The organism is Plesiomonas sp. PI-19 (genome assembly GCF_021368255.1).
Lineage (GTDB): Bacteria > Pseudomonadota > Gammaproteobacteria > Enterobacterales > CAMTGL01 > Plesiomonas > Plesiomonas shigelloides.
Map to the genome: position 1 here is coordinate 1,222,205 of NZ_JAJNMQ010000001.1, position 25,388 is coordinate 1,247,592.

General features: G+C 42.7%; 23 protein-coding genes. 11 read left to right on the forward strand and 12 right to left on the reverse strand.

The annotated features are described in order from the left end of the window. Positions 1-138: 138 nt before the first annotated feature. Positions 139-942, reverse strand: a complete 804-nt coding sequence (locus tag LQ901_RS05550) for a helix-turn-helix transcriptional regulator (RefSeq protein ID WP_167550134.1) — start codon at positions 940-942, stop codon at positions 139-141. Positions 943-1,426: 484 nt separating this feature from the next. Here LQ901_RS05550 and LQ901_RS05555 point away from each other — a divergent pair, with 484 nt between their 5' ends. The 5 genes from LQ901_RS05555 to LQ901_RS05570 all read left to right on the forward strand — a co-directional run bounded on the left by LQ901_RS05555 (position 1,427) and on the right by LQ901_RS05570 (position 5,058). Next, positions 1,427-1,753 carry a hypothetical protein gene (locus tag LQ901_RS05555; RefSeq protein ID WP_064977805.1) on the forward strand — a complete coding sequence of 109 codons (327 nt, stop codon included), beginning with the start codon at positions 1,427-1,429 and terminating at the stop codon, positions 1,751-1,753. 1 nt (position 1,754) lies between these two features. Beyond that, positions 1,755-3,365 carry a methyl-accepting chemotaxis protein gene (locus tag LQ901_RS05560; protein WP_064977804.1) on the forward strand — a complete coding sequence of 537 codons (1,611 nt, stop codon included), beginning with the start codon at positions 1,755-1,757 and terminating at the stop codon, positions 3,363-3,365. A gap of 308 nt (positions 3,366-3,673) precedes the next feature. Then, a complete protein-coding gene (locus LQ901_RS16885) occupies positions 3,674-4,021 on the forward strand; it encodes an MCP four helix bundle domain-containing protein (protein WP_370635679.1) in 348 nt (115 codons plus the stop codon). A gap of 14 nt (positions 4,022-4,035) precedes the next feature. Continuing rightward, the gene (locus LQ901_RS05565) at positions 4,036-4,785 is read left to right on the forward strand and encodes a methyl-accepting chemotaxis protein (protein WP_233672026.1); all 750 of its coding nucleotides are present in this window, start codon (positions 4,036-4,038) and stop codon (positions 4,783-4,785) included. Beyond that, entirely contained in the window at positions 4,786-5,058 is a 273-nt protein-coding gene (locus tag LQ901_RS05570) for a hypothetical protein (RefSeq protein ID WP_152114555.1), read from the forward strand. It begins immediately after the preceding gene. 302 nt (positions 5,059-5,360) lie between these two features. Here the strand turns inward: LQ901_RS05570 and yidZ are convergent, their stop codons facing one another. Continuing rightward, on the reverse strand, positions 5,361-6,329 hold the full coding sequence (gene yidZ / locus LQ901_RS05575) for an HTH-type transcriptional regulator YidZ (RefSeq protein WP_370635617.1): 969 nt from the start codon (positions 6,327-6,329) through the stop codon (positions 5,361-5,363). A 3-nt stretch (positions 6,330-6,332) separates the two neighbouring features. After that, positions 6,333-7,514 (reverse strand): MdtL family multidrug efflux MFS transporter, encoded by a 1,182-nt coding sequence (locus LQ901_RS05580; RefSeq protein WP_233672028.1) that lies wholly within the window; start codon positions 7,512-7,514, stop codon positions 6,333-6,335. 283 nt (positions 7,515-7,797) lie between these two features. Between LQ901_RS05580 and LQ901_RS05585 the strand changes: the two genes are divergently transcribed. Further along, positions 7,798-8,211, forward strand: coding sequence for a DNA breaking-rejoining protein (locus LQ901_RS05585; protein ID WP_233672029.1), 414 nt, complete (start codon positions 7,798-7,800; stop codon positions 8,209-8,211). Positions 8,212-8,374: 163 nt separating this feature from the next. On the opposite strand, the gene LQ901_RS05590 is transcribed toward LQ901_RS05585, so the two are convergent. The 6 genes from LQ901_RS05590 to LQ901_RS05615 form a co-directional block, all read right to left on the reverse strand. Beyond that, positions 8,375-9,004 carry a DUF1349 domain-containing protein gene (locus LQ901_RS05590; protein WP_233672030.1) on the reverse strand — a complete coding sequence of 210 codons (630 nt, stop codon included), beginning with the start codon at positions 9,002-9,004 and terminating at the stop codon, positions 8,375-8,377. A 143-nt stretch (positions 9,005-9,147) separates the two neighbouring features. Beyond that, complete coding sequence (locus LQ901_RS05595) at positions 9,148-9,753, reverse strand: hypothetical protein (protein ID WP_233672031.1); 606 nt, start codon at positions 9,751-9,753, stop codon at positions 9,148-9,150. Between the two features lie 193 nt (positions 9,754-9,946). Beyond that, on the reverse strand, positions 9,947-10,588 hold the full coding sequence (locus LQ901_RS05600) for an ElyC/SanA/YdcF family protein (RefSeq protein WP_233672032.1): 642 nt from the start codon (positions 10,586-10,588) through the stop codon (positions 9,947-9,949). 470 nt (positions 10,589-11,058) lie between these two features. After that, a complete protein-coding gene (locus LQ901_RS05605; RefSeq protein ID WP_064977796.1) occupies positions 11,059-11,385 on the reverse strand; it encodes a DUF5684 domain-containing protein in 327 nt (108 codons plus the stop codon). Between the two features lie 331 nt (positions 11,386-11,716). Further along, positions 11,717-11,920 carry a putative selenium delivery protein YdfZ gene (gene ydfZ / locus LQ901_RS05610; RefSeq protein WP_010863733.1) on the reverse strand — a complete coding sequence of 68 codons (204 nt, stop codon included), beginning with the start codon at positions 11,918-11,920 and terminating at the stop codon, positions 11,717-11,719. Positions 11,921-12,235: 315 nt separating this feature from the next. Beyond that, complete coding sequence (locus tag LQ901_RS05615) at positions 12,236-12,664, reverse strand: VOC family protein (protein ID WP_064977795.1); 429 nt, start codon at positions 12,662-12,664, stop codon at positions 12,236-12,238. A gap of 205 nt (positions 12,665-12,869) precedes the next feature. Between LQ901_RS05615 and LQ901_RS05620 the strand changes: the two genes are divergently transcribed. The 3 genes from LQ901_RS05620 (at position 12,870) to traT (ending at position 16,119) form a co-directional block, all read left to right on the forward strand. Then, entirely contained in the window at positions 12,870-13,778 is a 909-nt protein-coding gene (locus tag LQ901_RS05620; RefSeq protein ID WP_178088371.1) for a cation diffusion facilitator family transporter, read from the forward strand. 261 nt (positions 13,779-14,039) lie between these two features. Continuing rightward, entirely contained in the window at positions 14,040-15,149 is a 1,110-nt protein-coding gene (locus LQ901_RS05625; RefSeq protein ID WP_233672033.1) for a YeeE/YedE thiosulfate transporter family protein, read from the forward strand. A gap of 232 nt (positions 15,150-15,381) precedes the next feature. Further along, entirely contained in the window at positions 15,382-16,119 is a 738-nt protein-coding gene (gene traT, locus LQ901_RS05630) for a complement resistance protein TraT (protein ID WP_106910705.1), read from the forward strand. Positions 16,120-16,336: 217 nt separating this feature from the next. Here traT and arcA read toward each other — a convergent pair whose 3' ends face one another. The 3 genes from arcA to LQ901_RS05645 form a co-directional block, all read right to left on the reverse strand. Next, positions 16,337-17,611: an arginine deiminase gene (gene arcA / locus LQ901_RS05635; RefSeq protein ID WP_064977793.1), complete on the reverse strand. Its 1,275-nt coding sequence runs from the start codon at positions 17,609-17,611 to the stop codon at positions 16,337-16,339. 137 nt (positions 17,612-17,748) lie between these two features. Further along, positions 17,749-19,296, reverse strand: a complete 1,548-nt coding sequence (nhaC, locus tag LQ901_RS05640) for a Na+/H+ antiporter NhaC (RefSeq protein ID WP_082935519.1) — start codon at positions 19,294-19,296, stop codon at positions 17,749-17,751. 292 nt (positions 19,297-19,588) lie between these two features. After that, positions 19,589-20,554 (reverse strand): GGDEF domain-containing protein, encoded by a 966-nt coding sequence (locus tag LQ901_RS05645; RefSeq protein WP_082935518.1) that lies wholly within the window; start codon positions 20,552-20,554, stop codon positions 19,589-19,591. Positions 20,555-21,218: 664 nt separating this feature from the next. On the opposite strand from LQ901_RS05645, the gene LQ901_RS05650 reads away from it, so the two are divergent. Together LQ901_RS05650 and LQ901_RS05655 are read left to right on the forward strand one after the other, a co-directional pair. Continuing rightward, positions 21,219-23,903, forward strand: coding sequence for a cation-transporting P-type ATPase (locus LQ901_RS05650; RefSeq protein WP_064978476.1), 2,685 nt, complete (start codon positions 21,219-21,221; stop codon positions 23,901-23,903). Between the two features lie 251 nt (positions 23,904-24,154). Further along, complete coding sequence (locus LQ901_RS05655; RefSeq protein WP_064977792.1) at positions 24,155-25,177, forward strand: Gfo/Idh/MocA family protein; 1,023 nt, start codon at positions 24,155-24,157, stop codon at positions 25,175-25,177. Positions 25,178-25,388: the final 211 nt, after the last annotated feature.

Consider the following 25,388-nt stretch of genomic DNA (forward strand, 5'->3'; position numbering starts at 1 on the left):
GTATGTTGTTTGCTTGTATACAACTACAACTCATAAGCAGTATTTACTATAAAAAGGTGATGCGAAAATCGTCATCATGTTCTCAAAATCACCTTTACAAAATGTGCTTTTGAAAGCATCTTCTTTAAAAGATCTGGTCTATTTTCTTAACTCTTTAGGAGGGAAACCATATTTTCTTTTGAACTTAGCTGAAAATTGTGATGCACAAGTATATCCAAATAGATTCACAATTTCTTTTATTGAAATTTGCGAACTGCTAATTAATTCATATGCGTACTCAAGCTTTGTGTCATTTAATATCTCACGAAAAGTAAGACCTTCTTTCGCCAGGCTATTTCTCAGCGTTGACTCTGAAGTATGTAGTGCTTTTGCAATATCAGAGATTTTCCATCGGAAAGTAGGGTTTGCTTGTATTATTTCATAAACTCGCCAATGAAGCTTTGTGTTACCTCCGCCAAAATTGAACATGTGATTGTTTTTGTTACTTATTATTAAGTATAGCATCCCGAAAGCTAGGCCATCCATTGTAGCGTTATAGTCACAATGCAGAGCCATCTCCTTGAATAAACTAAAATAGCTGTGTATGTGATCTATATTCTCTAGTTCGAAATTACCGATTCTACCTGTAATTACAGTATTTTCTTTTGTGAAATTGATTTTTATTTTAGATAATACTTGTCGCAATAGTGAATCACTAAACAAAATCAGCTCAGCTGAAAAGTCAAAGCTTAAATCCATTTTTGATATTTTGTATCCAATAGGGAGCATGATTATGCTTTCCTTGCTAAAACAATGAACGGATTCATTCATAAAAATGTATATTCTGCCATTAGTTATTTTACATAAACTGATAGCGCAGATTTCAATATCGTTATCTAAATTGCTTCGTTGGATTGACATGTGCTTTGATTTTTCAGATTTATTAGTGTCAATTTTTAACATCTGATATTCGCCTTTCATTGTTAGCTTTGTGTGATAGGTGTGGCATAGACGCGAATTTTTACGTCATAGTTATCGTGCGTTTTTAATTGATATCATTGAGACTGTATCATTTTATATTCTTCATTTGTATCCAAATGTTTCCTTGCGAGTGATGTCCATCGGTAAAATAACTGGTGTTAATACTCTATATTTTAAATATGTGCTAGCAATCGATTGCTAATGCATCGGTTGTGCGAAATGTTTTTGTGGGTGTGAATAATAAACAAATTAATCAGGTCGGAGTTGTTTAATAAAATTATTCATTCAAAGTATGTGAAAAATAACATTAAGTACGCGTGGTAAAAATTATCACACAATTAATCATCACACTTATTTCGGTTATGAGTTAGCTAGATTTGTTGTCAGTGCCTCAGTGGCATGTATCAATCAGACTAAAGCTATCCATGATGACCTTGGCCTTAGTTTATGCTGGAGAATAGATTTTATGTCTAAATCAATTATGAAATTTGATAAAGAGAAAGCAATAATATTATTCGAAGGATTATCAGATAAGGAATTTTTATCTAGGCTGGAATTTCTTCTTGTTAAGATAGAGGATGATATTGTTTCAAGTTTAAATAAGCTGGGGCCGCTCAAGGGGATTTTGAAAAGTTCCGAGTGCTACTTAGTGATGGAAAAGATAAAGAAATTAAATGAGGGTCTGATAGATTCATTTTACTCTTTGAGTTTTATATCAGATAGAGAGCGAATTAAACTTATTAATAGAGCTGTGGCAGTAAGAGTTGCTATCGCTGATTTGCAGCAAATGTGAGATGATTAATATGTTCAAGTTTAAGATTTCAGAAAAGCTTATCCTAATGTCTGCTGTGTGGTTTATCGGTGTCGTGTTTTTGTCATGGAGTGCTACTAAATACATCAATAATAACTTGCGAATGTTTGAAAGAGCAAAGTCAGTGCAGTTTGAATCGCTGCTTTTAGTTAGTGAAATTAGCTCAGATTTTAATGAGATACGACGAGCTGAATTATCGGTTGCATTGAATGATGATGTTAGCATTAGACTGGGTTTTTTGAAAGACAAAAAAGATAAGCTTAAATCAGAAATTGAGCGATACTCAGAAATTCCATTTAATAGTAATGCTGAGTATAAGGCTTACACAATGCTAAGAAATGATATCAAATCCTACATAAGCTTGATTGGATTTGATGCGGAAAGTATTCAGCGAGAAGTATTAAGTGAAAGAGCAAAGGTATTATCTGAAAATATTGCCAAAGTCCTAGATGTAATGATTGATGAGAATAAAATAGCTTTGGCATCAACAATGAAGTCGATTAATGATGATAAGGTACATGATGAGTTTGTGTTATTAATATCATCATTGTTTGTGATTGTTTTTTCTTCAATTATTTGTTTTTTTATTAGGAGAAGAATTGTTCATAGTATTGATAAGTTTTCTGGCTACCTAAGTAATATTGCATCTGGTGATCTAACATTTAAGATTGATGATGCTCTTTTAGGGCGGGATGAATTTGGTGCTCTGGCTGAGAAGTTAGAGTCAACGCAAGAGAATTTGACGCGGTTGATTTCCGATATATTGAATATCGTATCAGAATTAGATGGTGCATCTGCATCATTGTTTGATGATGCAAAAAAAGCATTGGTAAACATTAAGTACCAATCAGATGAAATAGATCAATATGCTACAGCCATGAATGAAATGCAGGCGTCAATTCGAGAGGTCGCGTATAATACAGATCAGGCGGCTAGTGCCGCAGAACAGTCTAAACTTCAAACGATGGATAATAGTCAAGCAGTCCAAGAAATGGAGAAGAAATCCAAATCAGTGTCTGGATATATTGATTCGGCAGTCTATTCACTTGATGAGTTGTGTGTTTCAAGTAACAACATAGGTATTGTTCTTGATGTGATAAAAAACATTGCTGAGCAAACGAATTTATTAGCACTGAATGCTGCTATTGAGGCTGCACGAGCTGGTGAGCAGGGCAGAGGTTTTGCGGTTGTCGCTGATGAGGTTAGATCTCTGGCAAAGCGCACTCAAGAGTCAATAATAAAAATCAATGAAATAATATCATCTCTTCAAAAAAATGCTAATGATGTTTCTGGCATTATGCGTCAGAGTCAAGAAATCGCTAATAGCACAGTAAGTGTTGCAGCTAATGTTTTAAGTATGTTTTCTTCTGTCGATTCTCAAATTGAGAATGTTTCTAACATGAACATACAGATTGCTGCAGCTACGGAAGAGCAGCGTTTGGTTAGTGAGGAGCTTAATAGAAATATTGTAAAAATAAAGCAAACCTCAGACGTGGTTACAGAGACATCTCTTGCCTTGCAAGATTCTAGTGATAATTTGAAATCGATATCAAAAAGAATTAAAGGATCTGTGGAAAATACCTTTCTTATCTGACATGCCTTATTAAAGGCTAATAGTATTAGCTTATGGCGGCTAGGTGGTTTAATGAAAAATTTATCGATAATAAAAAGTATTGTACTGTTAAGTGTTGCATCTATTATAGCGATACTTATTGTGGGTGGGGTTTCGATGTCACCCTTGCTATTTCTTAAAAATAACACATTTGACATCAGCACACTCAGTATTCCTGCAATTAAAAATTCTGAGATGATACGTTTAAATATAAACAAGCTTCGTCATTATGAACTTAGATTGTTGTCAACTTTCAATGAGGTTGAAAAAACTCAGGCTACCATGGCGAGATATCAAAGACTAAGGCCGAAATTGCTCAGTTAGTCTCAGATTACAAAAAAACGACGGACCTGGGCGAGGATGAGAATTTAATTGATAATTTAGATGAGCTTTTGAGTAGATACCTGATAGTAAATGACTCATTCCTATCATTGATAAAGAAAGGAAACTATGCCGAAGCTAGTTATATTTACTTCGGCTCATCTTCATTACTTTTTTCTGAAATTGAGATGCTCACCATAAAGCTGGCTAACTACAATTATGAATGGGTTTCTAAAGATGCCGATTCTATATATCGTGAGGTGGATGTTTTTTTCTTAAGGTATCGTTATCTATTGCCATATTATCGTCTTTATTGATTATATCATCCTATATGTTAGTCGTTAAAATTAGAAAGTCACTTCGTTTGATCGTGGATCAGACGAACAAAATTGCTAATGGTGATCTAAGAAGAAGCTTATTGTGTGATTTTGTTGAGTCACATGAGATGCGTAATGATGAACTGGGAGAAATAGCTTTATCTTTGCGACAGATGAAGGCAAATGTTCACCACATTATTAATGAAATAGTATTGTCTGCTGAACAATTAAGATCTGCGACTGAAGAAGTAAAAGTTATATCAGAGAACACTGCTCATAGTATGCAGTCTCAACAGACAGAGATGACACAACTTGCAACAGCAATGAATGAAATGCAAGCGACTGTTAACGAAGTGGCTAGAAATACTACTGATGCTGCGGATGTTGCAATTGAGGCTCATAAATCCTCTGATAATGGTCAGCATCAAGTACATGCAACGGTTCAACTCATTGAATCTGCTGCTCGCGAAATCGAAGATGCAGCCAAGACGATCCAACAACTTGAAATAGATAGCGCAAACATATCTATGGTTTTAGATGTTATTAGGAGTATTGCAGACCAAACTAATCTTTTAGCATTAAATGCTGCGATTGAGGCTGCTCGGGCAGGAGAGCAAGGCAGAGGATTTGCTGTTGTTGCGGATGAGGTAAGAACACTTGCTCAAAAAACACAAGATTCTACAACAGAGATAAATAGCATTATTGTATTATTACAAGATCGTGCACTAAGCTCAGGTAAAATTATGCAGCAGAGCTGTATTTGAATGAGTGATAGTGTAAATCAAGCTAGACGTTCTGGGATGTTAATGGAGTCTGTGAATGTATCAATAAGCAATATATCTGAAATGAACATTCAAGTTGCTGCTGCTGCGGAAGAACAGAATAGTGTCACAGTTGAGTTAAATAAGAATATCATCGCGATAAATGAAACTCTTACTGGGATATCAGATGGCGTAACTCAGACATCAAAGTCATGTGAAGATCTTGCTCATTTAGCTGAGCATTTACAAAGTCTGTCACTCAAGTTTAAGCTTTGATGTGGATTTTAAGTCGCCCGTTTGATTTGTGATCTGGCAGTTGCTGTATACCTGAGCTGCTGTTAGATTTGTCTAGTTTATTGGTATCTATTCAGGTTGTATATGTGGTAGCTGTGTTTATCTGGTTTTCTTCTAGTCGCCAAAATTACATTTCTATGCGACAGATTATAGATGAACGCGATTACAGAGAATATATTCGGTGGCGGCAACTCGCTAAGCAAGTATTGAAAGTGCGTTGTTTGAATAACTACTGGAAAGGGGGGGTAATAAAAATGAAATTATATACGCCCCGTATAGTTAAATTATGGAACTTGCCGATAGAGCCTTTTTATTTCATTGCGTAACCACATTACTTTTGCATCTTGGTTATGTCGTTTATGCCACAGCAATATGAAATGAATCTCTAGCTGTGTGTATAGATGTTCGGCAAGTGGCAATGGCTTTGCGATCAGATTGCCATGATGCCTTTGGGCATAACTGGTGCAATATGACGGTGCGATAGCAATGAGTTCATGACTGGATTGCGACGCAATATGTAGCGCTTGTTCAAAGCTGGAAACCATGATCGGCACATGGCGTTTTAGCCCTTCATCATTTAGCACATTATCAAGTGCCCAAGTATCGTTAGCTTCCCATATCATGCTGATTTGCGGGCATGTCAGGAAGTTTTCGAGTGACCACTCCTGTTTTAACAAAGGATGGTCTTGGCGCAGAAAGACCACGGGACGGTCAGTAAATAGTATCTCGTGATCAATGTAATAAGGAAGTCGAGTGAGCTTGGCATGAGAGCGTCCGTACGTTTCTCGGGCGCAAAAGCCAAGATCTGCTTCACCGCTGATAATGGTATTGAGCGATTGGTGATCCCATCCTAAAACCTTGACTACAGAGTTTGGATATTTCTCATAAATAGTCATAGGTAAATCATTTAAGAAACTGATGTAAAAGGGCGACTCCATCACTAGATTGAAACTCGCCCCCTCAGGAATTGCATCGCTGTTGAGCGATGCAATGCTATCGGTTAGCTGAAACCAGACCTTGAGTTCTTGCTCCAAACTCAGAGATAAGTTTGTTGGCTGTAAGCGCTGCCGAACCCTCACAAACAGTGGATCATCAAACCAATCACGAAGTTTAGCGAGCGATTTACTCACCGCGGAGGAGGTCACACAGAGTTTTTGTGCTGCACCTGCAACACTGCGCTCTTGCATTAAATGCTTGAATACAACGAGCAGATTCAAGTCGAGCTCATTCAAAGAGCGCATTTTCCCTCTCATAACTTACGACCCGCGTAATTGATTTGGATGATTAACCATAAACCATGGTACCAGTACTTTAACGGCGAGATAACTGAGCAAACTAACCAGTAGAGAATACATCAGCATTTCAGATGGCGTAAATTCGAGGTAGCCCATTAGCCAGATGTACAAACCTGAAAGACTGATTTGCATGATGCAAAGAATGGCACTGGCAAAAGCCACATTGTCTTGTTGGCATTCATTCAAGGCATCTCCCATCGCGATACCAAATCCACAAGAAAAACCAATACAGATGAGAGAAAAAGCCAAGAGCAATAACTCAATATTACCATTTAGGTGCCAGCTGCCGATGAGGCTCAACAGCGCCAGTAAGTAGGCTAAATGTGAGAACGCCAAGACGTTATGACTGCCAAAACAGCGTAATAGTAATGGAGTGAGAAATGAGGTGGCCATGCTAACGCCAGCCATTACCATCATTACGATGGAGTATTGTTCGGCGGTAAATCCCAGCTGCTTCATGAGTAATAACGGAGAGACACTGACATAAACCAAAATGTTGGTAACACTGGCGCTAGTGAGCAACGAAAGCAACATAAAGCGAGGTGCACGTAATACAGCAAATGACGTAGATAAACCTCTCTGGTGTGGGGTTACTGGTCGCGTTTCTTTGAGTAAGACGAGATTGATGAGGCCACAGCATATGGCAATGCTAGCCATCGTGATGAAAATGCCACGCCAGCTGGAATGAGACAAAATAATGTAGCCGAGTACAGGGGCTAAAACCGGTATTACGCAAATAACGCCATTGATCATGGCAAGTGCGGAGGCAAGCCGTTCTGGGCTTAAAACATCACGAAGAATCGTGAATGACATAATGTAGAGCGCGCCGGCCCCTGCACCTTGCCAGAAACGGCCGACATAGAAACCGTAGATGTGAGTGGCAGTTGCGGCCACCAACGAGGCGATAACGAAGAGCAATGCGCCGGTGAGAACCACTCTTCTCCGACCATAACGGTCAGCAATCACGCCTCCGATTAATACTGTAGCGGCCATACCAAACAGATAGATTGAGAAGGCGGTATGGATCTGTGCATCATCGGCATGCAAGCTATCCGCAATATGCGGTACGGCTACGAGGTAGAGATCTATGCCTACCGGGTAAAGGATAATCATCCAGAAACAACATAATAAAAAAATTCGCATCAGATCCCCACACAGACAGGCCTTGCTACCTCTTAGAAGAGGCGGCATTAGCGTTTTTAGTCGAACCCATTTTGGTGGTAACTATATGATGATGCTCGGGTTATACCTAGTGAACATCTGGCCATCGAAACTTTCCAATCAGGAAACATCAAGAGCATGTGCGGTACTAATGAGAAAACAGCATTGGCTGAAATGGATTCACACAATGCTGCGTTTTACCGACGCTCGGAGTGAGTGATAAATTGCATAATGGCTCTTAAAATCATTTTGAATGGAGTAACTGATGAAGCGTTGTTTGCGGTCGGCGAGTGCTGGCCTTTTAGGTGCAATGTTATTGATGGCGAGCCCATTCGTGTTGGCGGCTGACACCTCACAAGCCGTTCAGTTTCAAAAAGGTACATCTGGTGCGGAGATTAAAGGGAAAATTACTGGCGGCGATGTCAGTGATTTCACCTTGGTGGCAAAGAAAGGCCAGCGCATGCAGGTGTATCTAAAGAATAAGAGGTTGACGACTTACTATAACGTCATGGGGCCAAATAGCAGTGGGGAGGCGTTATTTAATGGCTCCATGTCAGAGGGTAACTACGACAGTATTCTGCCTGAGTCTGGTAAGTATACTATTCGGGTCTACCAGATGGGTGGGGTAAAAGATGACAATAAAACCACACCATTTGTTTTGAAAGTTCGGATCTATTAAGTGCTTCGGCAACCTCATGTCATGGTCGGCGTCTTAGCTTTGAATGACTGGTGAGGGCAATAATTATCGGCTCATTTATGCCCATCATGCCGAGTTGCGCCTACACGCGCAACTCAGGCTTGTATGCTTTTAATCCGCCGAATTATGCGCAATCGGCGAGTCTTTAAGCCACGTGAGCTAACCACTTACAAGGCTCTAGATTCATTTCGGTAAACTTGGCAATAAACGATGACTCTGAAGGGCTGCATGCATAAACGCCAAATTGCACCGAATTTTGCGCTGCTAGCGGCGGATTACATTTGCCCATTTCTGGCGTAGTCTCTCCCAGCTTATGCAAGTGAAATATCCGCATTTGCTTGAACGCTTGGCCATCAAGTGATGATTCGATGAGAAAATCAGGCCCTCGACGATTTAAGCGGTACCAAATTTCTTTGGGAAGAGGTATATCCGATGTTGCCCAGTCTGAATAGCCTAAGTTGGTCACCACGCTTCCGAGTCTAGAAAATGTTGGGTTTTCATACTCTATAGAGGCTTTAACCCAATTTTCATTATCGAGGTATATGATGATGCCACATTGGTCGAACAGTGCTTGGTAATCAAAGCTTACCTTCACGGTAAATGTGAAATTTTGCTCAACTTCAATTAATAATGCTGGGGCATTATCATTACGAAAACCATAGTATGAGCGTTGCCAAAAATCTGTTTTTGGCTCCGTAGTTATCGATACGAACTCAGATGTAACTTCGCTGGTTTTTGGCTTATAAATCCATTTTCCGACAGTAAAATCCATCATTAAAACCCTTATCGCTATATAGATGTTATGTCACACAAACCCACCTAAATAAAAAACAATTCGAAGCTGAAGATACTTTATTTAGGTGCTTGCATGTGTTAATAATATAATTATTGTTGATTACATTTTTCATGTGGAAAGTCTCATATAGACCATTCACAACCTAATGTTGATGAGCCAAAACATTGAATTTTGAATGTTGAAATTTTACTTAAGCCGACAGGGCTTATCTTACTCCATTTATCGTTACCTTGTTTGTGCGTATAAATATTTCCGCCTGCGGTTACTTTTACCTTTTGGGTAAGGTAATTTATGCTAACTTTTAACTCAGCTCCTGTCTTTTTTGAAAATGACAAACTATCACGACCAATCAGCTCAAAGTCATCCTTGTGGTCATGCCTGAACGTAAATGTATCCGTTGAGGTTAGGCCTGTCCCGCAATTTGATACGTTAGCCAGGGTGAATAAGATCTTTCCTTTATTAATTGAAACACCACCTCCAGCTAGAAGATCTTTTTGACATGGATAGTTAATATTTCCTTCCGTAGGTAGTAGGTCACTACGGGAAATGACTTTTTCATATCGCTCATTACGACTAAATAAGACTATTAATGTTCTTGGATTAGTGTTGTACGTTTTATCTTTCTCTGTGGGATCTTTAATTATCTTATCCGGATTATTCTCTTCAATGATCAGTACAGCGTCATCTTTGCCATCGTTATTCAGATCGCCGGTAGTCTGTGAAAACATCCGCCATCCGTTAGGGACCCAATTGTTAAATGTATCTGTTGCGCTGGCTATTGATGGTGATAGAGTAAGTAATAGCATGACAATTAATTTATTTGAGTGGTTCACTTTGATATCTCTTTGGTTATGTCTATATTTTCGTGTTTTTTGGAATTAAAATTTTACTGGTATTTTATATCTCACTGAGTTAAAGACTCTAAATGTTCACTTTATCACCATAATGCCTAGGCTCGGAATTGAAGACTTCAACATCAAAAAATGCTCTGGTTCTAGAAAATACTTCGCGAAATTTAGTTTTAAAACTACTGAAAGCTGTTGGGTCTTCTGCATTCAATCCGATTAAACTAATATTGTGACTTTTCCCAATGTAGATGGCTCTCGCGTTATGAAATTGCTGCGAGATGACAATGCCTGATGATTGGCCGAAAACCATCTTAAATCGAATAACCGAATCTAATGTTCTTCCTCCGGCATAATCACAGTAAATATTCTCCGTGGAAATGCCCAGTTTTGATAGGCTGTCTTTCATCATGTCGGGTTCGTTATAGTCATGGTGTCTATTGTCGCCCGACACAATGAATTTAGCGCATTTCTCTGAGGCGTAGGCCAAGTATGCAGCGCGCATTCGATTGCTATAAAATTGATTTTCATTTCCACTGCGAAGGAGTTTTGCTGTGCCTAGAACTAGACAGACATTGCCATTTTTTAGCTCATTGGTGTTGTTAGTTGTCAGTGACTCAAAACGCATCACTTTAAAATTTGCATAAGCTATAACGGTAATGAGTAAGGCGCTTAGTGTAATTATTGTATAAATAGTCCATCTCGATGTTAACTGCACAGCAATAATTCCATATATGGTTAGTTATGACCTTTGTGCGTGATTAGCGCATTGCCAGTTTTAAGAGTGATTATCTATAATCCACTAATATCCAGATTGTGGAAGTATAATAATTGGCTAGTCATGTCTTGGTTAGTAGTGTTAAACGATATATTACAGAATCAATGCGCATATGTCTGTAAGGTGCTTGCTATATTTGTGTGATCTAATCTAGGGTTCTAATAATCATTTTAGAATAGGTTAGCGCGTTGACATTGTCACGCGAAATTTAATCAGGTTTGGTGTATGAACGGAGCATGTTTTATTGACTTAAGTTAAGCGTGATAGTTTGTAACTATAAGAGCGTTTTGAGTTTAAATGCCGCGGAGATGATTATACTTCCCTATGATGACGAAAGGATAGCTATTCAAGCGGATAATGGCTTTACTATCTCCAATTCGTTTGTGTTTTAAATGTTGAATGTAACATGGTTAAATATTTTTTCCTGTATATTTTGCCTTGCCAAAGCCTAATGTCGGGAAAAAGATATAGCCAAATAGGGCTAAACCGATACCGAAGTAAACGCTTTTACCAAAAGCTTTAGCTAGATCAATAAAAACAATGAATGAGATAATAAATCCTATTATTGGCATGATTAGCAAGAAAATCCACCAAAGTGGTCGGTGAGTAATTTTTAATATTATGATGGTGCTATAAAAGGGGATGATAGCCGCCCAACCGGGGTAGCCTGCTTTGACAAAAATGCACCATGTACTGGCTGTCATGATGATAATAAAAACCAAGAAAAATAGGATCATATATTATTCCCTGGTTGAGTATTAGCTGAGTATTAATCTGCGAGGTAGAGCCAGAGCTAAGCAGTACTACTACGCATCCTCATCCCGCATTAGTGTTAAAGATAGATCATGATTGCTGTAAATGTAGGTTTTGCATGACAAAAAATCGAAAATGACGATTACTACACAATAGGGCATTTGACGTGGGAAGGGGGCTAGTATGGGCATGGATGAAGCGCTCATCTATAGAGCGCTTCATGATTAATAAGGTACAGATGAATTTCTATCGTCTTGTGTTATGTTCGTGTATTACGTGAGTGGCAGTGGAATCGGATTATGCCAATCGCGATAATTAGTTAAACTTAAGTCTAATAAGTTCGAGTGGGCAAAACACACCATCAATGCCATCTATAGATACGCAGTTAGCGCGTCTGACCTGTTCTTCTGATTTTCCTTGGTCATCTATATTTTTTATCACGCCTGTAGCGCCACTTTCAGCCACCATAACATAACTGCCAATCGTGATGGCGTTACGGTTTCGATCATAAGTTTTCATCGTCTCCTCCGTTCACATTGGTTCAATGAGATAGTGGGCATTTGATAACGCTAAAATAAAGCCAGTTCATTGAGCTATATCAATATAGATGTTTGTTGAGGAGGGTGGTTGGTGTGTAAATAGTCATGCATTAAATGTTGGTTTTATTGTTTTTAATTTATTTTTATAATATGTTGGATTATTGTTATTGCGTAATATCGGCAATAAATCGTCACTTTAGGAAATCGACGCTGGATTCGAGTGCTTTACTAGATCCAGTCATAGACCCGTTATTATTATTTAGAATGATTATCTTGGCGGTGATATTTTCTAATTTTACGGCACTTTCTTCTTCTCGGTAAGTTCTGGCGCTTTGTGGCATACCGCTTCGATATTGTATCCATCGGGATCAAGCACAAAAGCTGCGTAATAATTGGGGTGGTACTGTGCTCGGTAACCTGGGGAGCCATTGCACGTAGCGCCATGCTGAAGCGCTGCTTGATAAAAAGCATTTACTTCATCATGTGTTGCTGCTCGGAACGCAATGTGTGTACGCGGAGTATGGAGCGTGCCTACAGAAATCCAAAAATCACCGCCCGGATCACGGCCATCAGCGTTTTCGGTATCACAACTGATCGGCGTACCGAAGCCAACCGCATGTCCAAAGTCCAGACAGATTTTATAACCTAAGCAATGTAAAACCGCTTCGTAAAAAACCTTGCTCAGCGCAATATTAGACACCTGAATCCCTGTATGGTCGATCATGCTTAATTCCTTGAAATAACGTGTGATTACGCTTGTTTAAGCTTGTCTAAGCTTGTCTAAGCATAGTGCATTTCTGGCTGGATTTCTGTTCTATTCTTTGGCTCTCACTTGGCGAGTAAATCAATATGCCTCAACTATACTCATAGGCAACACACGTATAGGCCACGCTATATGCATTGAACGCTGTTTTCCGGAGGTATTGCTCGTGCCAGATACTCAACGTGAGCAGGCGCTATTGCAGCGCTCCATCTATGGGGCTACAGGCATCGCTTGCCTTAGTGTCGCCTTTGGTTTTATCACCAGTTCACAGTCTATTTTGTTCGATGGAATGTACGCCGTACTTGATGCCTTCTTGTCGGGCTTAGCGCTATTCGTGTTGCGATTAGTGGGGAAAAATCCCAGTAGTCGCCGTTTCCAATACGGGTTTTGGCATGTGGAGCCTTTGGTGTTGGTGCTAAATGGCAGCATGCTGCTTCTTCTATGCTTATATGCCTTTGCTAATGCTGTCCAAAACTTATTGGATGGTGGCAGTCACTTCGAGTTGGGCTGGGCTATGGCTTATGCTTTTGTGGTGACCGTGGCCTGTGTGATTATCACCATAAAACAAAAGCAGGCCAATAAGGGGATGGCGTCACCGATCATTGATCTTGATGTGCGTGGTTGGATGATTTCAACGGCCATTAGTGCAGCGATATTTCTTGCCTTCGTGCTGGCGTGGTTTTTACAGGAAACGCAATATGCATTTTTAGTCCCTTATGTAGACTCCAGCATATTGGCTGTGTTGATACTCTGTGTGACACCGGTACCGGCAAAAATTGTGTTTAATGCGATAAAAGAAGTGCTGGTGATTACCTCCGAAAGCTTGGAAAAGAAAATCGATCAAATTATGCAAAAAGCGTTACTACGCTATGGCTTTGTTAAATATTCGCATTATGAAACCCGTATTGGGCGGGGGTTATTTGTCGAGATCTACATAGTGCTACCAGAAAGTATGGAGTATGTAGGGATCAGTGAATTAGATAATATTCGCGATAATATTGCGAAAGAAATTAATGAACCTGGTTTGGATTTATGGATGAGTATTTCGTTTTATCGCAATGAAAAATGGCTGTGAGATGGCGTGCTGGTAGCACTTTTAATTGCATACTATTTTCGGCATTGAGTACATTGGCAATGTAAATTTATTGCTTTGATTGTGATGCATAATGCTACTGAAATGTTTGTTTCGTGTTGATAGGCTAGTGATGGATGTATGTGTTTTTTAGCTTGCAATAACTGACGTCATAATAATCTTCACTGTAATAAATAGTCTGATTGGCGGGTTGCCTGCTTTTTTGTATTATCTATCGCCTGTTTTTCTACCTCTGATGCAGTCGTGAATAAAAAATACGTAACTCTTATTGCTTGCTTAGCCGCAGGCTTGCTTGTTTGGTTGGAACAAGCGTTTGGTCTGAAATGGTCACTGATGGCGCTGATTGGTCTTTTGCTCGGTTTTACTCTGTCATTCAGTGGCTTTGGGATTGTCTTTGGTTGGCGAGAGATGATCAGCAAAAGCAACAGCTATTATGTTAGAACTCACCTGATCACCATCTTTATTGAGATAGTCCTTTTTACATTGTGTCTATCTTTTAGCCATGCACTGTTTGGTGGCAAGATGACCGGTAATATTATGCCGGTCGGGATCCCGTTTATTGTGGGAGCATTCCTGTTTGGCTGTGGTATGCAGCTGGCTGGCGTATGTGCGTCGGGAACCCTGTATTGCTGTGGTGAGGCGCGACCGCGCTTTTGGCTGGTGTTAGTATTTTATGGTATCGGAACATTAATAGGTAAGTCATATCAACACACTGTCAATGGGATGTTTCATAGCCAAGTGATCTTGATGAAAGACTTTACAGGCAGTTTATGGAGTGGGGCATTACTGAATCTTGGCTTAGTGCTGCTGTTATTCCTTGTATTTACGGGCATTGAGTTTAAACGTTCAGGTCAAGTTAAGCCGCTATTACGCGGTGAGAATTTGTTTTGGCGTGATGGCCGTTTTACCGTACTGACCGGTGGCATCATTATTGCGCTATTGAACTCCAGCATTGTGGCTTTACATGGTTCGGCATGGACAATCACCGGTGCAATTTATGATATGTCGCTAAGATTTGCCGCTTGGTTCGGCTTTTTTAGTGATAACCCTAAGCTTGCGATCCCTTTATTCAGTAACCCGATGGTAGGCATGTTCTGGGCGGGTGTGCTGGGCGCAGCGCTATCGAAGTCTATCTTGAATAAGCCAAACGATAATCAAATGACGTTGAAGGTGATGATTGCATCTGTGCTCGGTGGCTTATTAATGGGGATTGGCGCCATGTATGCGGCATGTAACCTAGGCGGCTTCTTTGATGGTACCGCATCGGGCAGTCTACATGGTTGGATCTGGATGCTGGTGGCTCTGTTTGGCAGTGTATTGGGGATCCAGCTACGTAAATTCTTTTACGCTTAATTCATGTCTTAAGGAATACATAAATTGATGGATAATGGCGCTGTTGTTTGGATAGACAGCGTCAAGTTGAAGCTTGAATTGAATTTGATTGAATAATAAATATACAGATAAGGCGGTGCGCACATCACGTGATGTGAAAGTTTCTGCGTGAAAACATCATTTTTCTATTGTATCATGAATGCTCATTATAAGTATTATCTAAAAACCATCTTGTTGTACAGGTGTGACTAAAATGAGTATTTTTAATAAAAAAGTAGTTTTTGCTGCTGCGTTAGTGTGCGTATTTTCTTTGACCGGTTGTGGTGCAATGCATACCGCAATAAAGAAACGTAATCTCGAAGTAAACACTCAAATGAGTGAGACAATATGGCTGGAGCCTTCTTCGCAACGGACAGTGTATTTGCAGGTAAAAAATACCTCAAATAAAGATATGAGCTCCCTGCAAGAATTGATCAGTACAGATATTCGTGCCAAAGGGTATACCGTTGTTGCGGATCCTGAAAAAGCGAATTATTGGATTCAAGCAAACGTATTGAAAGCTGATAAAATGGACTTGCGTGAAGCCAATGGTCTGTTAGGCCAAGGTTATCAAGGCGCAATTACTGGCGCAGCATTAGGCTCGAGTATCGCCGCTTATAATTCTAATTCAGCGGGTACCACGTTAGGGGTAGGTTTGGCTGCCGGTGTTATTGGTTTAGCGGCCGATACCTTGGTGGAAGATATTAACTATACCATGGTCACTGATGTTCAGATCACTGAGCGAACTAATGGTAAAGTTATGACCAATGATGTCGCGGCGCTGACACAAGGGACTTCTGGCTACAAAGTCCAAACCAGTGCAAAGGAAGAACATAAGCAAAAATACCAAACACGCGTGATCTCCAATGCCAATAAGGTGAATTTGAAGTTTGAAGAAGCTAAGCCAGTTTTAGAAAAAGAATTGGCGAATGCAATCAGCAATATCCTGTAATGGCATTGCTTTTCATGCTGATGAAAAACGCTCGGTTAATGTCTGAATAATCGAGTTCTGAAGTGAGTGTTTAAAATTAACAAGCCCAGTGGGTATTCACCTGCTGGGCTTGCTGCTTTTATTTGCGTGCTGTTGGCTATTCACTGTCGTGGTTATCACTATCAATCACTATCTATCACTATGCCACTCAAGGCGATCAACACAGTTAAACGCAAAGCTAATAATCAACGGCATCACGAATGATTGGGCAGGTCATACAGTGACCACCGCCGCGACCGCGACCAAGTTCACTGCCGACAATTTCAATCACTTCAACGCCTTGTTTGCGTAATTGAGTATTGGTTTTGGTATTACGATCGTAAGCCATTACGACCCCAGGGGCGAGGGCGACCACATTGTTACCACTGTCCCATTGCTGGCGTTCGGTATCGTAATCATTTCCTTCGGTTTCAACGACACGCAATTTTTTCAGATTCAAGGCCGCGGCGACGGCCTCGACAAAGGTGCCTTTATCACGCTTAAGCTTCATGCCGGTGGGGCCATCAGAAGGACGCAATGAGAAGGTTTTAATTTGGTTGACGATAGCAGGGTACAGCGTGACGACATCACGATCGCAGAAGGTAAATACCGTATCCAGATGCATGGCAGCACGCAGTTTGGGCATGGCGGCAATCATCACGCGTTCAACGCCGGAGTTTTTGTTGGCAAACAGCGCCGCGGCTAATTGCGTGATGGCTTGATGTGAGGTGCGCTCACTCATGCCTATCAGCACGGTTTTATTTCCAATCGGCATCACATCACCGCCTTCCAGCGTCGCGGTGCCGTGATGTACGGTCGGATCGCCCCACCAGAAATTGATCTCTTCGTTAGGAAAGTCGGGATGGAATTTATAAATCGCTGTGGTCAATACGGTTTCTTCGTGGCGCGCTGGCCAATAGAGCGGGTTGAGTGTTACCCCGCCATAAATCCAGCAGGTGGTGTCACGGGTATAAAGGGTGTTGGGCAGTGGCGGCAATAGGTACTCGGTAATGCCGACTGCTTCACGGATTAATTTCAACTCCTCCAGATCCGCATAGCCTTCGTTCGCTAATTCACTGGTCGATAAGCCGCCAATCAACACTTCGGCTAAGGCTCTGGGGGCTAAACCATCCAGAAAACTGCGCGTTTCATTAATAATCCCGAGAGAGACTTCATTGGGAATGATTTGTTGATCCAAAATCCATTTTTTTGCTTCGGGTAATGCCAGTGTTTCTGCCAGTAGATTATGCATTTCAACAACATCGACCCCTTGCTCACGCATTTTGGTCATGAAATCGAAATGGTCGCGTTTGGCTCTTTCAACCCACAGGACATCATCAAACAGCAGTTGGTCACAATTACTGGGGGTTAGGCGGTTATGCGCCTTTCCCGGGGCGCACACCATGACTTTGTGCAGCTTGCCGACTTCTGAATGCACACCAAATTTACGCGGAGTGTTTTTCTTTGCTGACATAATAGAACCTGCCTTTGTCAGAGGGTCATAATGCCTGTGTTAATTCTCGTGCCATCACCCATATCGCTCTCATCACCGATTTAACATCGCTATATTGCCGATATGAATGCATGCGTATTTTTCCGACCGATTAGCGTTTAGGTCGATTGATTGTCCGATTTACTTTTCGTGGTATCTGAGTTATCAGAGCTTAACGACTCTGTAGTTAACGATTCGGTATTGGCTGCATTTACAACCAGACGTCTAATTTTGAAGCCCGTGATCCCCAATAAGAGCGTGATGATGGGGGCGGCGATATTAAATACCGCAAATGGCATATACGACATGGTATACACCCCCAATACTGCCGCCATATAGGCACCACATGAATTCCATGGGATCAGGGGCGAGGTGACAATACCGGCATCGGAGACGATACGGGATAAGTTTTCTGGCGCTAAATTGCGTTTGGCAAACTCATTGCGATAAATCCGTGTCGGCAGTAATAGCGCGATATATTGATCGCCGGCGGTAATGTTCAGGCCTATCGCGGTGGCAACTACCGAGGCAAAAAGACTGCCAATGCTTTTTGCTCGCAATAATAATGGCTCGACCAATTTATTTAGCAGGCCAAAATCGTCAACCATCGTACCAAAACTTGATGCGCCAATAATCAGCCAAATGGTGAGCAGCATGCTGTCCATTCCGCCACGCGAGAGCAAGGCATCTATTTGCCCCATCCCTGAGTTTTCTTGGAAGCCCGATGCCATTGCAGTCCAAGTCGCTTTAATCGCTAATAGGAAGGAGGATGCATCAGATTCGGTAATAAAACGGGCAATGGCTTGTGGCTGCATAAACGCTGTCATGACACCAGCTAAGATAGCTGAGCAAATAATGGCAAGTGGAGCTGGCACCTTAAACAGCGACAAGCCAAGCAAAAAGACCAACGGCAACAAATTCCACGGCGTAATATTGAATAACTCATCAAAACGAGTCAGTTCATTGTTGGTAATGGTGCTGTCGTAGCCGCTGTGTTGGCTGATCCCCAAAACAATAAAAACGATCAACGCAATCAGCGCGGAAGGCACGGTAGACCAGAGTTGATTGCGAATATGTTTGTACAGATCAACGCCATTAAGCTGGGCGGCTAGCACGGTACTTTCGGATAACGGAGAGGCTTTGTCGCCCACGTAGGCACCGGAGATGACGGCGCCAGCGGTTATTTCCGGTGATAAGCCAAGCATAGTGGCTAAACCAATCAACCCGACACCAATGGTGCCTGCGGTGGTCCACGAACTGCCAATACTGAGTGAGACGCAAATACAGACTAAAAAGGCGATCGGATAGAACCAATTCGGTGAGATCATGATAATCCCGTAGTACACCATGGTAGGAATGGTGCCCGACATATTCCACGTGCCGATCAGTGCGCCTACGGAGAATAAAATAAAGATGGCACCAGAAACCGAGGATATTCCTTTGCGGCTTGATTCGGCGACATCATCCCACGTATAGCCATTTTTCAGGATGATGAGGGCCGTGATCATGGTACTGACAATAATCGCGACTTGTAACGGGCCTTGTACGGCATTTAAGCCAAACAGGGATACTGACGTGCCAACCAAGATGATCAGGGTGAATACAGGAATGAGTGCATCCGCATAGCTGGGGGCTTTCACTGTACGTTTTTGATTTGAATCAGACATATTCACCCCACATTTATAAGACAAGTTGTCTTTATAGATGAACTAACCACTAACTATCTGTCTGTAGTAGCGGGTGTAGTAGCGGGCGGTGTTATGTGCAGATGACGCGACGCAAATTATGCGATTTCGTATCGTTGCAAAATAAGTGAGCGCTACCACATTCGCGTTAAGTATAGCGTGCTTGTCCATAACGCAATGATGACCAATAGTCGCTTAATGGGGCGTGGTTCATTGGCGGTAGCGCAATACATCAATCGCTATTCGCTTTTAGTCAGCCATAAATGGCAGCGGGTTACGCAGTATCCGAATCGGTGGTGTGCGAAGTGGGGGATTTTGGCGCGCACATATATCGCTCATATAAAATACCGTTTTTGCCTGTATGCTTAACCGTGTACATCAACTCATCGGCACGTTGCACTAATTCATCGACACTTTGTGGTTTGGCAGAATCTTGACAGGTTAAGACTCCCATGCTGAAAGTAACGGGCCAGCCGTGCTGCTGCATTTCGGCCAATAAGCCGCTCTGGAGTTTGGTACAAACGCTTTGCGCCATGTCGAGATTGGTTTCCGGTAGCATTAAGGCAAATTCATCGCCGCCTAGGCGTGCCACAATATCAGTACGTCGTAAATGTGTTTGGATAAATGCCACCACGCTTTTTAGTGTTTCATCTCCTCCGGCATGACCGGAGCAATCATTAATCGCTTTGAAATTATCCAAATCAATATAAACCAGACTGAATGGATTACCATAACGATGGAATCGGTCTAATTCGCGCTCGACTAGAAGGTAGAAATAGCGGGAATTAATCGCGCCAGTTAAGTTATCCATTCGTGCCAATGTCTTTTCACGTTGAATAGAACTACGCAGCGCAGAGAGCAGTAAAACAATAATAATAAAAAAAGATAACCGAATCACCGTATTCCACAGCGGAATAATCATAGAGGAATAGACATGCCCAGAGGCTTTATCAGCCAGCAACCAAACAATCGCACTGACAAATGAAGCGATAAGACCGGCTTTTTTCCCCGTAAACCACAGTAAAAACGCGATAGGCAGAACATAGAATAATGAAAAGGCAATTTCGTAGCCCATCAGGAAATCACAGATCCCGATGATGCCTATCAGCGTAAATCCTGCCACCGTATTGACGGTCTTCTCTTGTTTTTCTAGAAAGGCGATGGTTTTCAGCTTTTTGTTGTGCATTCGGTGATCAAGCAAGCGGCTGTATTCGGCTGCGGAAAGTGGATTGTTATTCATGGCAAGCGAGACTCTGTCTGTAAATGTTAATTTTATTACTTGATGTCTTATGCATCATGAGGCGCGGAGTGTATATAAAATAAGCAAGATTGCAAGAGGGAATAACGCAGCAAACCGTTGCGAACTATACTTTTTTTGCAGTTATAAAATACGAGTCTGGCTATTTTGAGACATTGAACCACTATTCGATATTGGGTGGCTGAACGAATATTCCACGTATATCTCTCTGAAAGTAAAGCGCCTCTTTTCGATACGATAAAGTAACAAATTGTTTTATTGTGATCGTGACCTCGAGGAAACCAATTACAGCAGTCAAGGGCGAACGCGAGCGGTTATTTGTGATGAGGTGACGGCATAACTAAGTGGATATAGCTAAGTAGATATAGCTGAGTCAATATTGTTCAGCATTTAATTAATTAGAATATTCGCAGATAAAAATGGATGAAAGGGCGCATTGCATGCTAGAGAGGAATTTCGTGACCCAGCTTTTATGCTGGCATTTGCATAGGTGACGATATTCACAAGGTTAACCTGAGGAACCAGCAAAATCACAGGCTTATGCTACATTTTGTTGCATGAGGATTAAGCGTTTGAAATATCCCCCCTGTAGGGGCAATCCGTTCACGTATCCTGATAAAAATAGGCTGTCTGAGGTTAACTAATGATGAATAACAAAGAGTTATCTCACCCCCATTCCCTTGATGTCTCTCAAGCTCTCACAACATTTGAAACCACGGAACAGGGGTTGAGCAGCACTGAGGCTCAGCAGCGGCTCAGTAAATACGGGCCGAACCGGTTGCCTGAGCCGGAGCGAGAATCGGTTTTCATTCGTTTTATCAATCACTTCAAGAATATGCTGGTGTACATCCTGCTCGCCGCAGCAGCGGCTACCGCATTTCTCGGCCACTGGGTTGATACTTGGGTCATTGTCGGGGTGGTGGTACTGAACGCGATTGTCGGCTTTGTGCAAGAGGGCAAAGCGGAAACGGCGCTGGCTGGTATTCGCAAAATGCTCTCTTCACGAGCGCAAGTTTTACGCGACAATGCCTGGGATGAAATCAATGCCGATGAGCTGGTGGTGGGCGATATTGTCCGATTGCGCTCGGGTGACCGCGTGCCAGCCGATCTGCGTCTGTTTGAAGCGACCGGGCTGCGAATTGAAGAATCAGCACTGACCGGTGAGTCTGTCCCAGCAGATAAAGATATTGAGGCTTTAGCGGCGGACGCCCCACTGGGGGATCGTAATTGCATGGCCTATTCCGGTTCGATTGTGTCAGCCGGGCGCGGTATTGGGGTGGTCACCGCCACTGGTGCTCACACTGAGATCGGACAAATCAGCCGGATGATCAGTGAAGTTGAAGCGCTGGATACGCCACTGACGAAGCAGATGGACCGCTTCAGCCGAGCGTTGGCGTGGGTTGTGGTTGCCATGTTGGTGTTGATGCTGCTGATTGGTGTGCTGTTCCATGGCCAAGAGTTGGTTGACGTGTTCATGGCGGCAATTGGCTTTGCGGTCGCCGCAATCCCTGAAGGTCTGCCTGCCATTTTGACCATTACGCTGGCCATTGGTGTGCAGCGGATGGCGCAGCGCAATGCGATAACCCGTAAGCTGACCGCGGTAGAGACCTTAGGTTCGGTCACCGTCATTTGCTCGGATAAAACCGGCACCTTAACCCGCAATGAAATGACCGCGCAAAAAGTGGTAACACGTTGCGGTCAGTATGATGTGAGTGGGGATGGTTACCAATCGGAAGGGGCGATCACCTTAGATGGGAATAACCTCAATGCAACAGATCGAACTGGCTTGTCTGCGTTGCTGGAAGTGGTGACGGTGGCAAATGATACTCACGTGGTTAAAGAGAATGATGAGTGGCGGATCATTGGTGAGCCGACTGAAGCTGCGCTACGCGTACTTGGTAATAAAGGTAGCTTTGATGCCGCGCCGTATGAGCGCATAGCGGCAATTCCCTTTGAATCAGCCAATAAATTCATGGCGACACTCAGTGATTCGCCAGCCAAAGAGCGCAAGATTTACCTCAAAGGTGCGCCAGATCGCTTGATTGCCCGCTGTCAGTTTGAGCTCAACGAGAATGGAGTGACAGAGCCTATCGATGCCGCATTTTGGAATGCGCAAGTTGAAGCCTTGGGCAGTCAAGGGTTACGGGTCTTGGCGGCGGCAATGCGTGCCGTGCCACTGAGCAAAGAGACATTAGAAATCAGTGACCTTGAGCAGGATATGGTTTTTGTCGGCTTAATTGGTATTGTTGACCCGCCACGTCCAGAGGCAATTACCGCCATTCATGAATGTCACAAAGCGGGGATCCGGGTCAAGATGATCACCGGTGATCACGCTGATACGGCCAAAGCGATTGGTGTTGCGATGGGTATTGGCGCTGCCGACACGATTGAAGTTGTGACTGGCGAGCAGTTGGAAGTTGCGAATGATGAAGAGCTACAACGTTTAGCCAAGCGCTGCGATATCTTTGCTCGCACCAGCCCTGAGCATAAATTGCGTCTGGTGATGGCATTGCAAGCGCAGGGCGAGGTAGTGGCGATGACTGGGGATGGCGTGAACGATGCGCCAGCGTTAAAACGGGCCGATGTCGGGATCGCAATGGGCATCAAGGGCACGGAAGCGACCAAAGATGCGGCTGATATTGTGCTGGCCGATGATAACTTCTCTTCTATCGAAAAAGCGATCGAAGAAGGGCGGACGATTTACGATAATATCCAGAAATCATTGCTCTTCATCCTGCCTACTAACGGTGCGCAAGGCTTTGTTATGTTGTGCTCGGTCTTGTTGGGGCTGACTTTGCCGCTCACGGCCGTACAAATTTTGTGGGTGAACATGGTGGTTGCTGTGACATTGGCGCTGGCACTGGCGTTTGAACCCAGTGAGCCAAATGTAATGAGTCGTCCGCCACGTAAAGCTAGCTCGTCGATTATCAGTGCGGCATTTTTATTGCGCGTCGCCATCGTTTCTACGCTGATTGGTGTGTTGACCATGTGCGTATTTGCGTTTGAATTGTCGGCAGGGAAAAGTGATGCGCTGGCAAAAACCATGGCTCTCAACGTGCTGGTATTAGCGCAAACCTTCTATTTGTTTAATAGCCGCTACATCAATGTTTCTAGCTTAAGTTTTGAACGGCTATTTAATAACAAAGTTGCGTGGTTGATGGTGGGCATTTTATTACTGCTGCAACTGGCGTATGTGTATTTACCGTTTATGAACCGCTGGTTTGGTAGTTACCCATTAAGCTTTGGCCAGTGGGTGATCAGTGCCATTTTGGCCTTGGGCATCTTCTTCTTGGTTGAGCTGGAAAAAGTCATCTTCAGAAAACGCATGTAACTCATTCCGCATGTACGGGTAATATTCGCCATCAGAAATTTCTGGTGGCGTTTTTTTTACTGCGATGACGGGCTATGGGTGGCAAAAAGACTCACTATGTCATTAAAAAGTCTGCGCAAAAGCATAAGAGTGAGAGGTCTGTTACAGTACCGCTCGGCCATAAACGCGTACTATGCGCGGCTGTTGCATATGCTCGCATGTGCTAAAAAATGGCTAATACCGCTTAGGACTAAGACCGCTTAGGAAGAGTTATGACAGTAAGGAACGTCGTCAGAAAAGTGCGCTGGGGAATTGCGGGATTAGGCAAAATTGCGCATCGTTTTGCTAAAGATTTAACGCACAATGTCACCCTCGGGGAATTACATGCCGTTGCCGCACGTGACCTAGAGCGTGCCTCCGCGTTTGCAGAGCAATACCAAAGCCCGAAAAGTTACGGTACTTATACTGCATTAGCCCAAGATCCGGAGATTGATGTGGTATATGTGGCGACTATCCATCCGCTGCATAAAAGTCTGGTCGCGTTATATTTAGCGCACGGCAAGCATGTGCTAGTTGAGAAACCGGCATTTACCAATACCGAAGATTGGGATGAGATGTCGGCGCTAGCACAGCGTCAGGGATTGCTGCTGGTGGAAGCGATGAAAACGGTGACGTTTCCGGCTTATCAGGCATTGCGGCGTTTTATCCATGACAACCACATTACCCTGACGTCGATAGAAGCCTCGTTTGGCAATTACCATGAATTTGACCCGCAGCAACCGTTATTCAATCCAGCGCTCAGTGGCGGGGCAACGTTAGATGTGGGCGTGTATGCCTTGTGGTTATACGCCGATTTATGCCAATTGATGCAAAAAACGCTGATCAAACCGGTGGTGACAATTTCCCGTGATAATCCGACCTCTGAGGTGGATGAAAATGTGATGTTTCATTTTGCCGGTGCGCAACATGCCACGCTATCCGGAACGCTGTGCGCCTCAATAACGCGTCATTTACCCCGTGAGGCTGTACTGAAGGGGCCCGATGTGCACATTGTGATCCACGAAAAATGGTGGAATCCGTGCCACATTGAAATTTGTTATCAGGGGAAAGAATTCACGATTGAAGCCCCTATGCTAGGCGGTGGCTTTGCCTATGAAATAGAGCACGTCTCTGCATTAGTACAAAACAACGCACAATGCTCAGAATTAATCCCTGCCAGTACTTCGCGTGCAGTGATAGCTCTTATGGAAGAGGCACTTTGCGAGCATGGATTTTCATATTTAGCGCGTAACTAGATTGAGAACAGTATTTTCATGTCGCACTGTCATTCTTTGATGCGGTGAGGAGGAAAATACATGGTTATGTGCCGTCATGCATAGCGCTTTCATGTATGGCACTTTAGTTTCAGCACATGAAATGTCTCAAATTCTATCTATAGCGATTGCAACATTCTCGTTGGCATTTAATAGGGAAATTGTAGCTATCGATATGGTCTTATGTGATCCA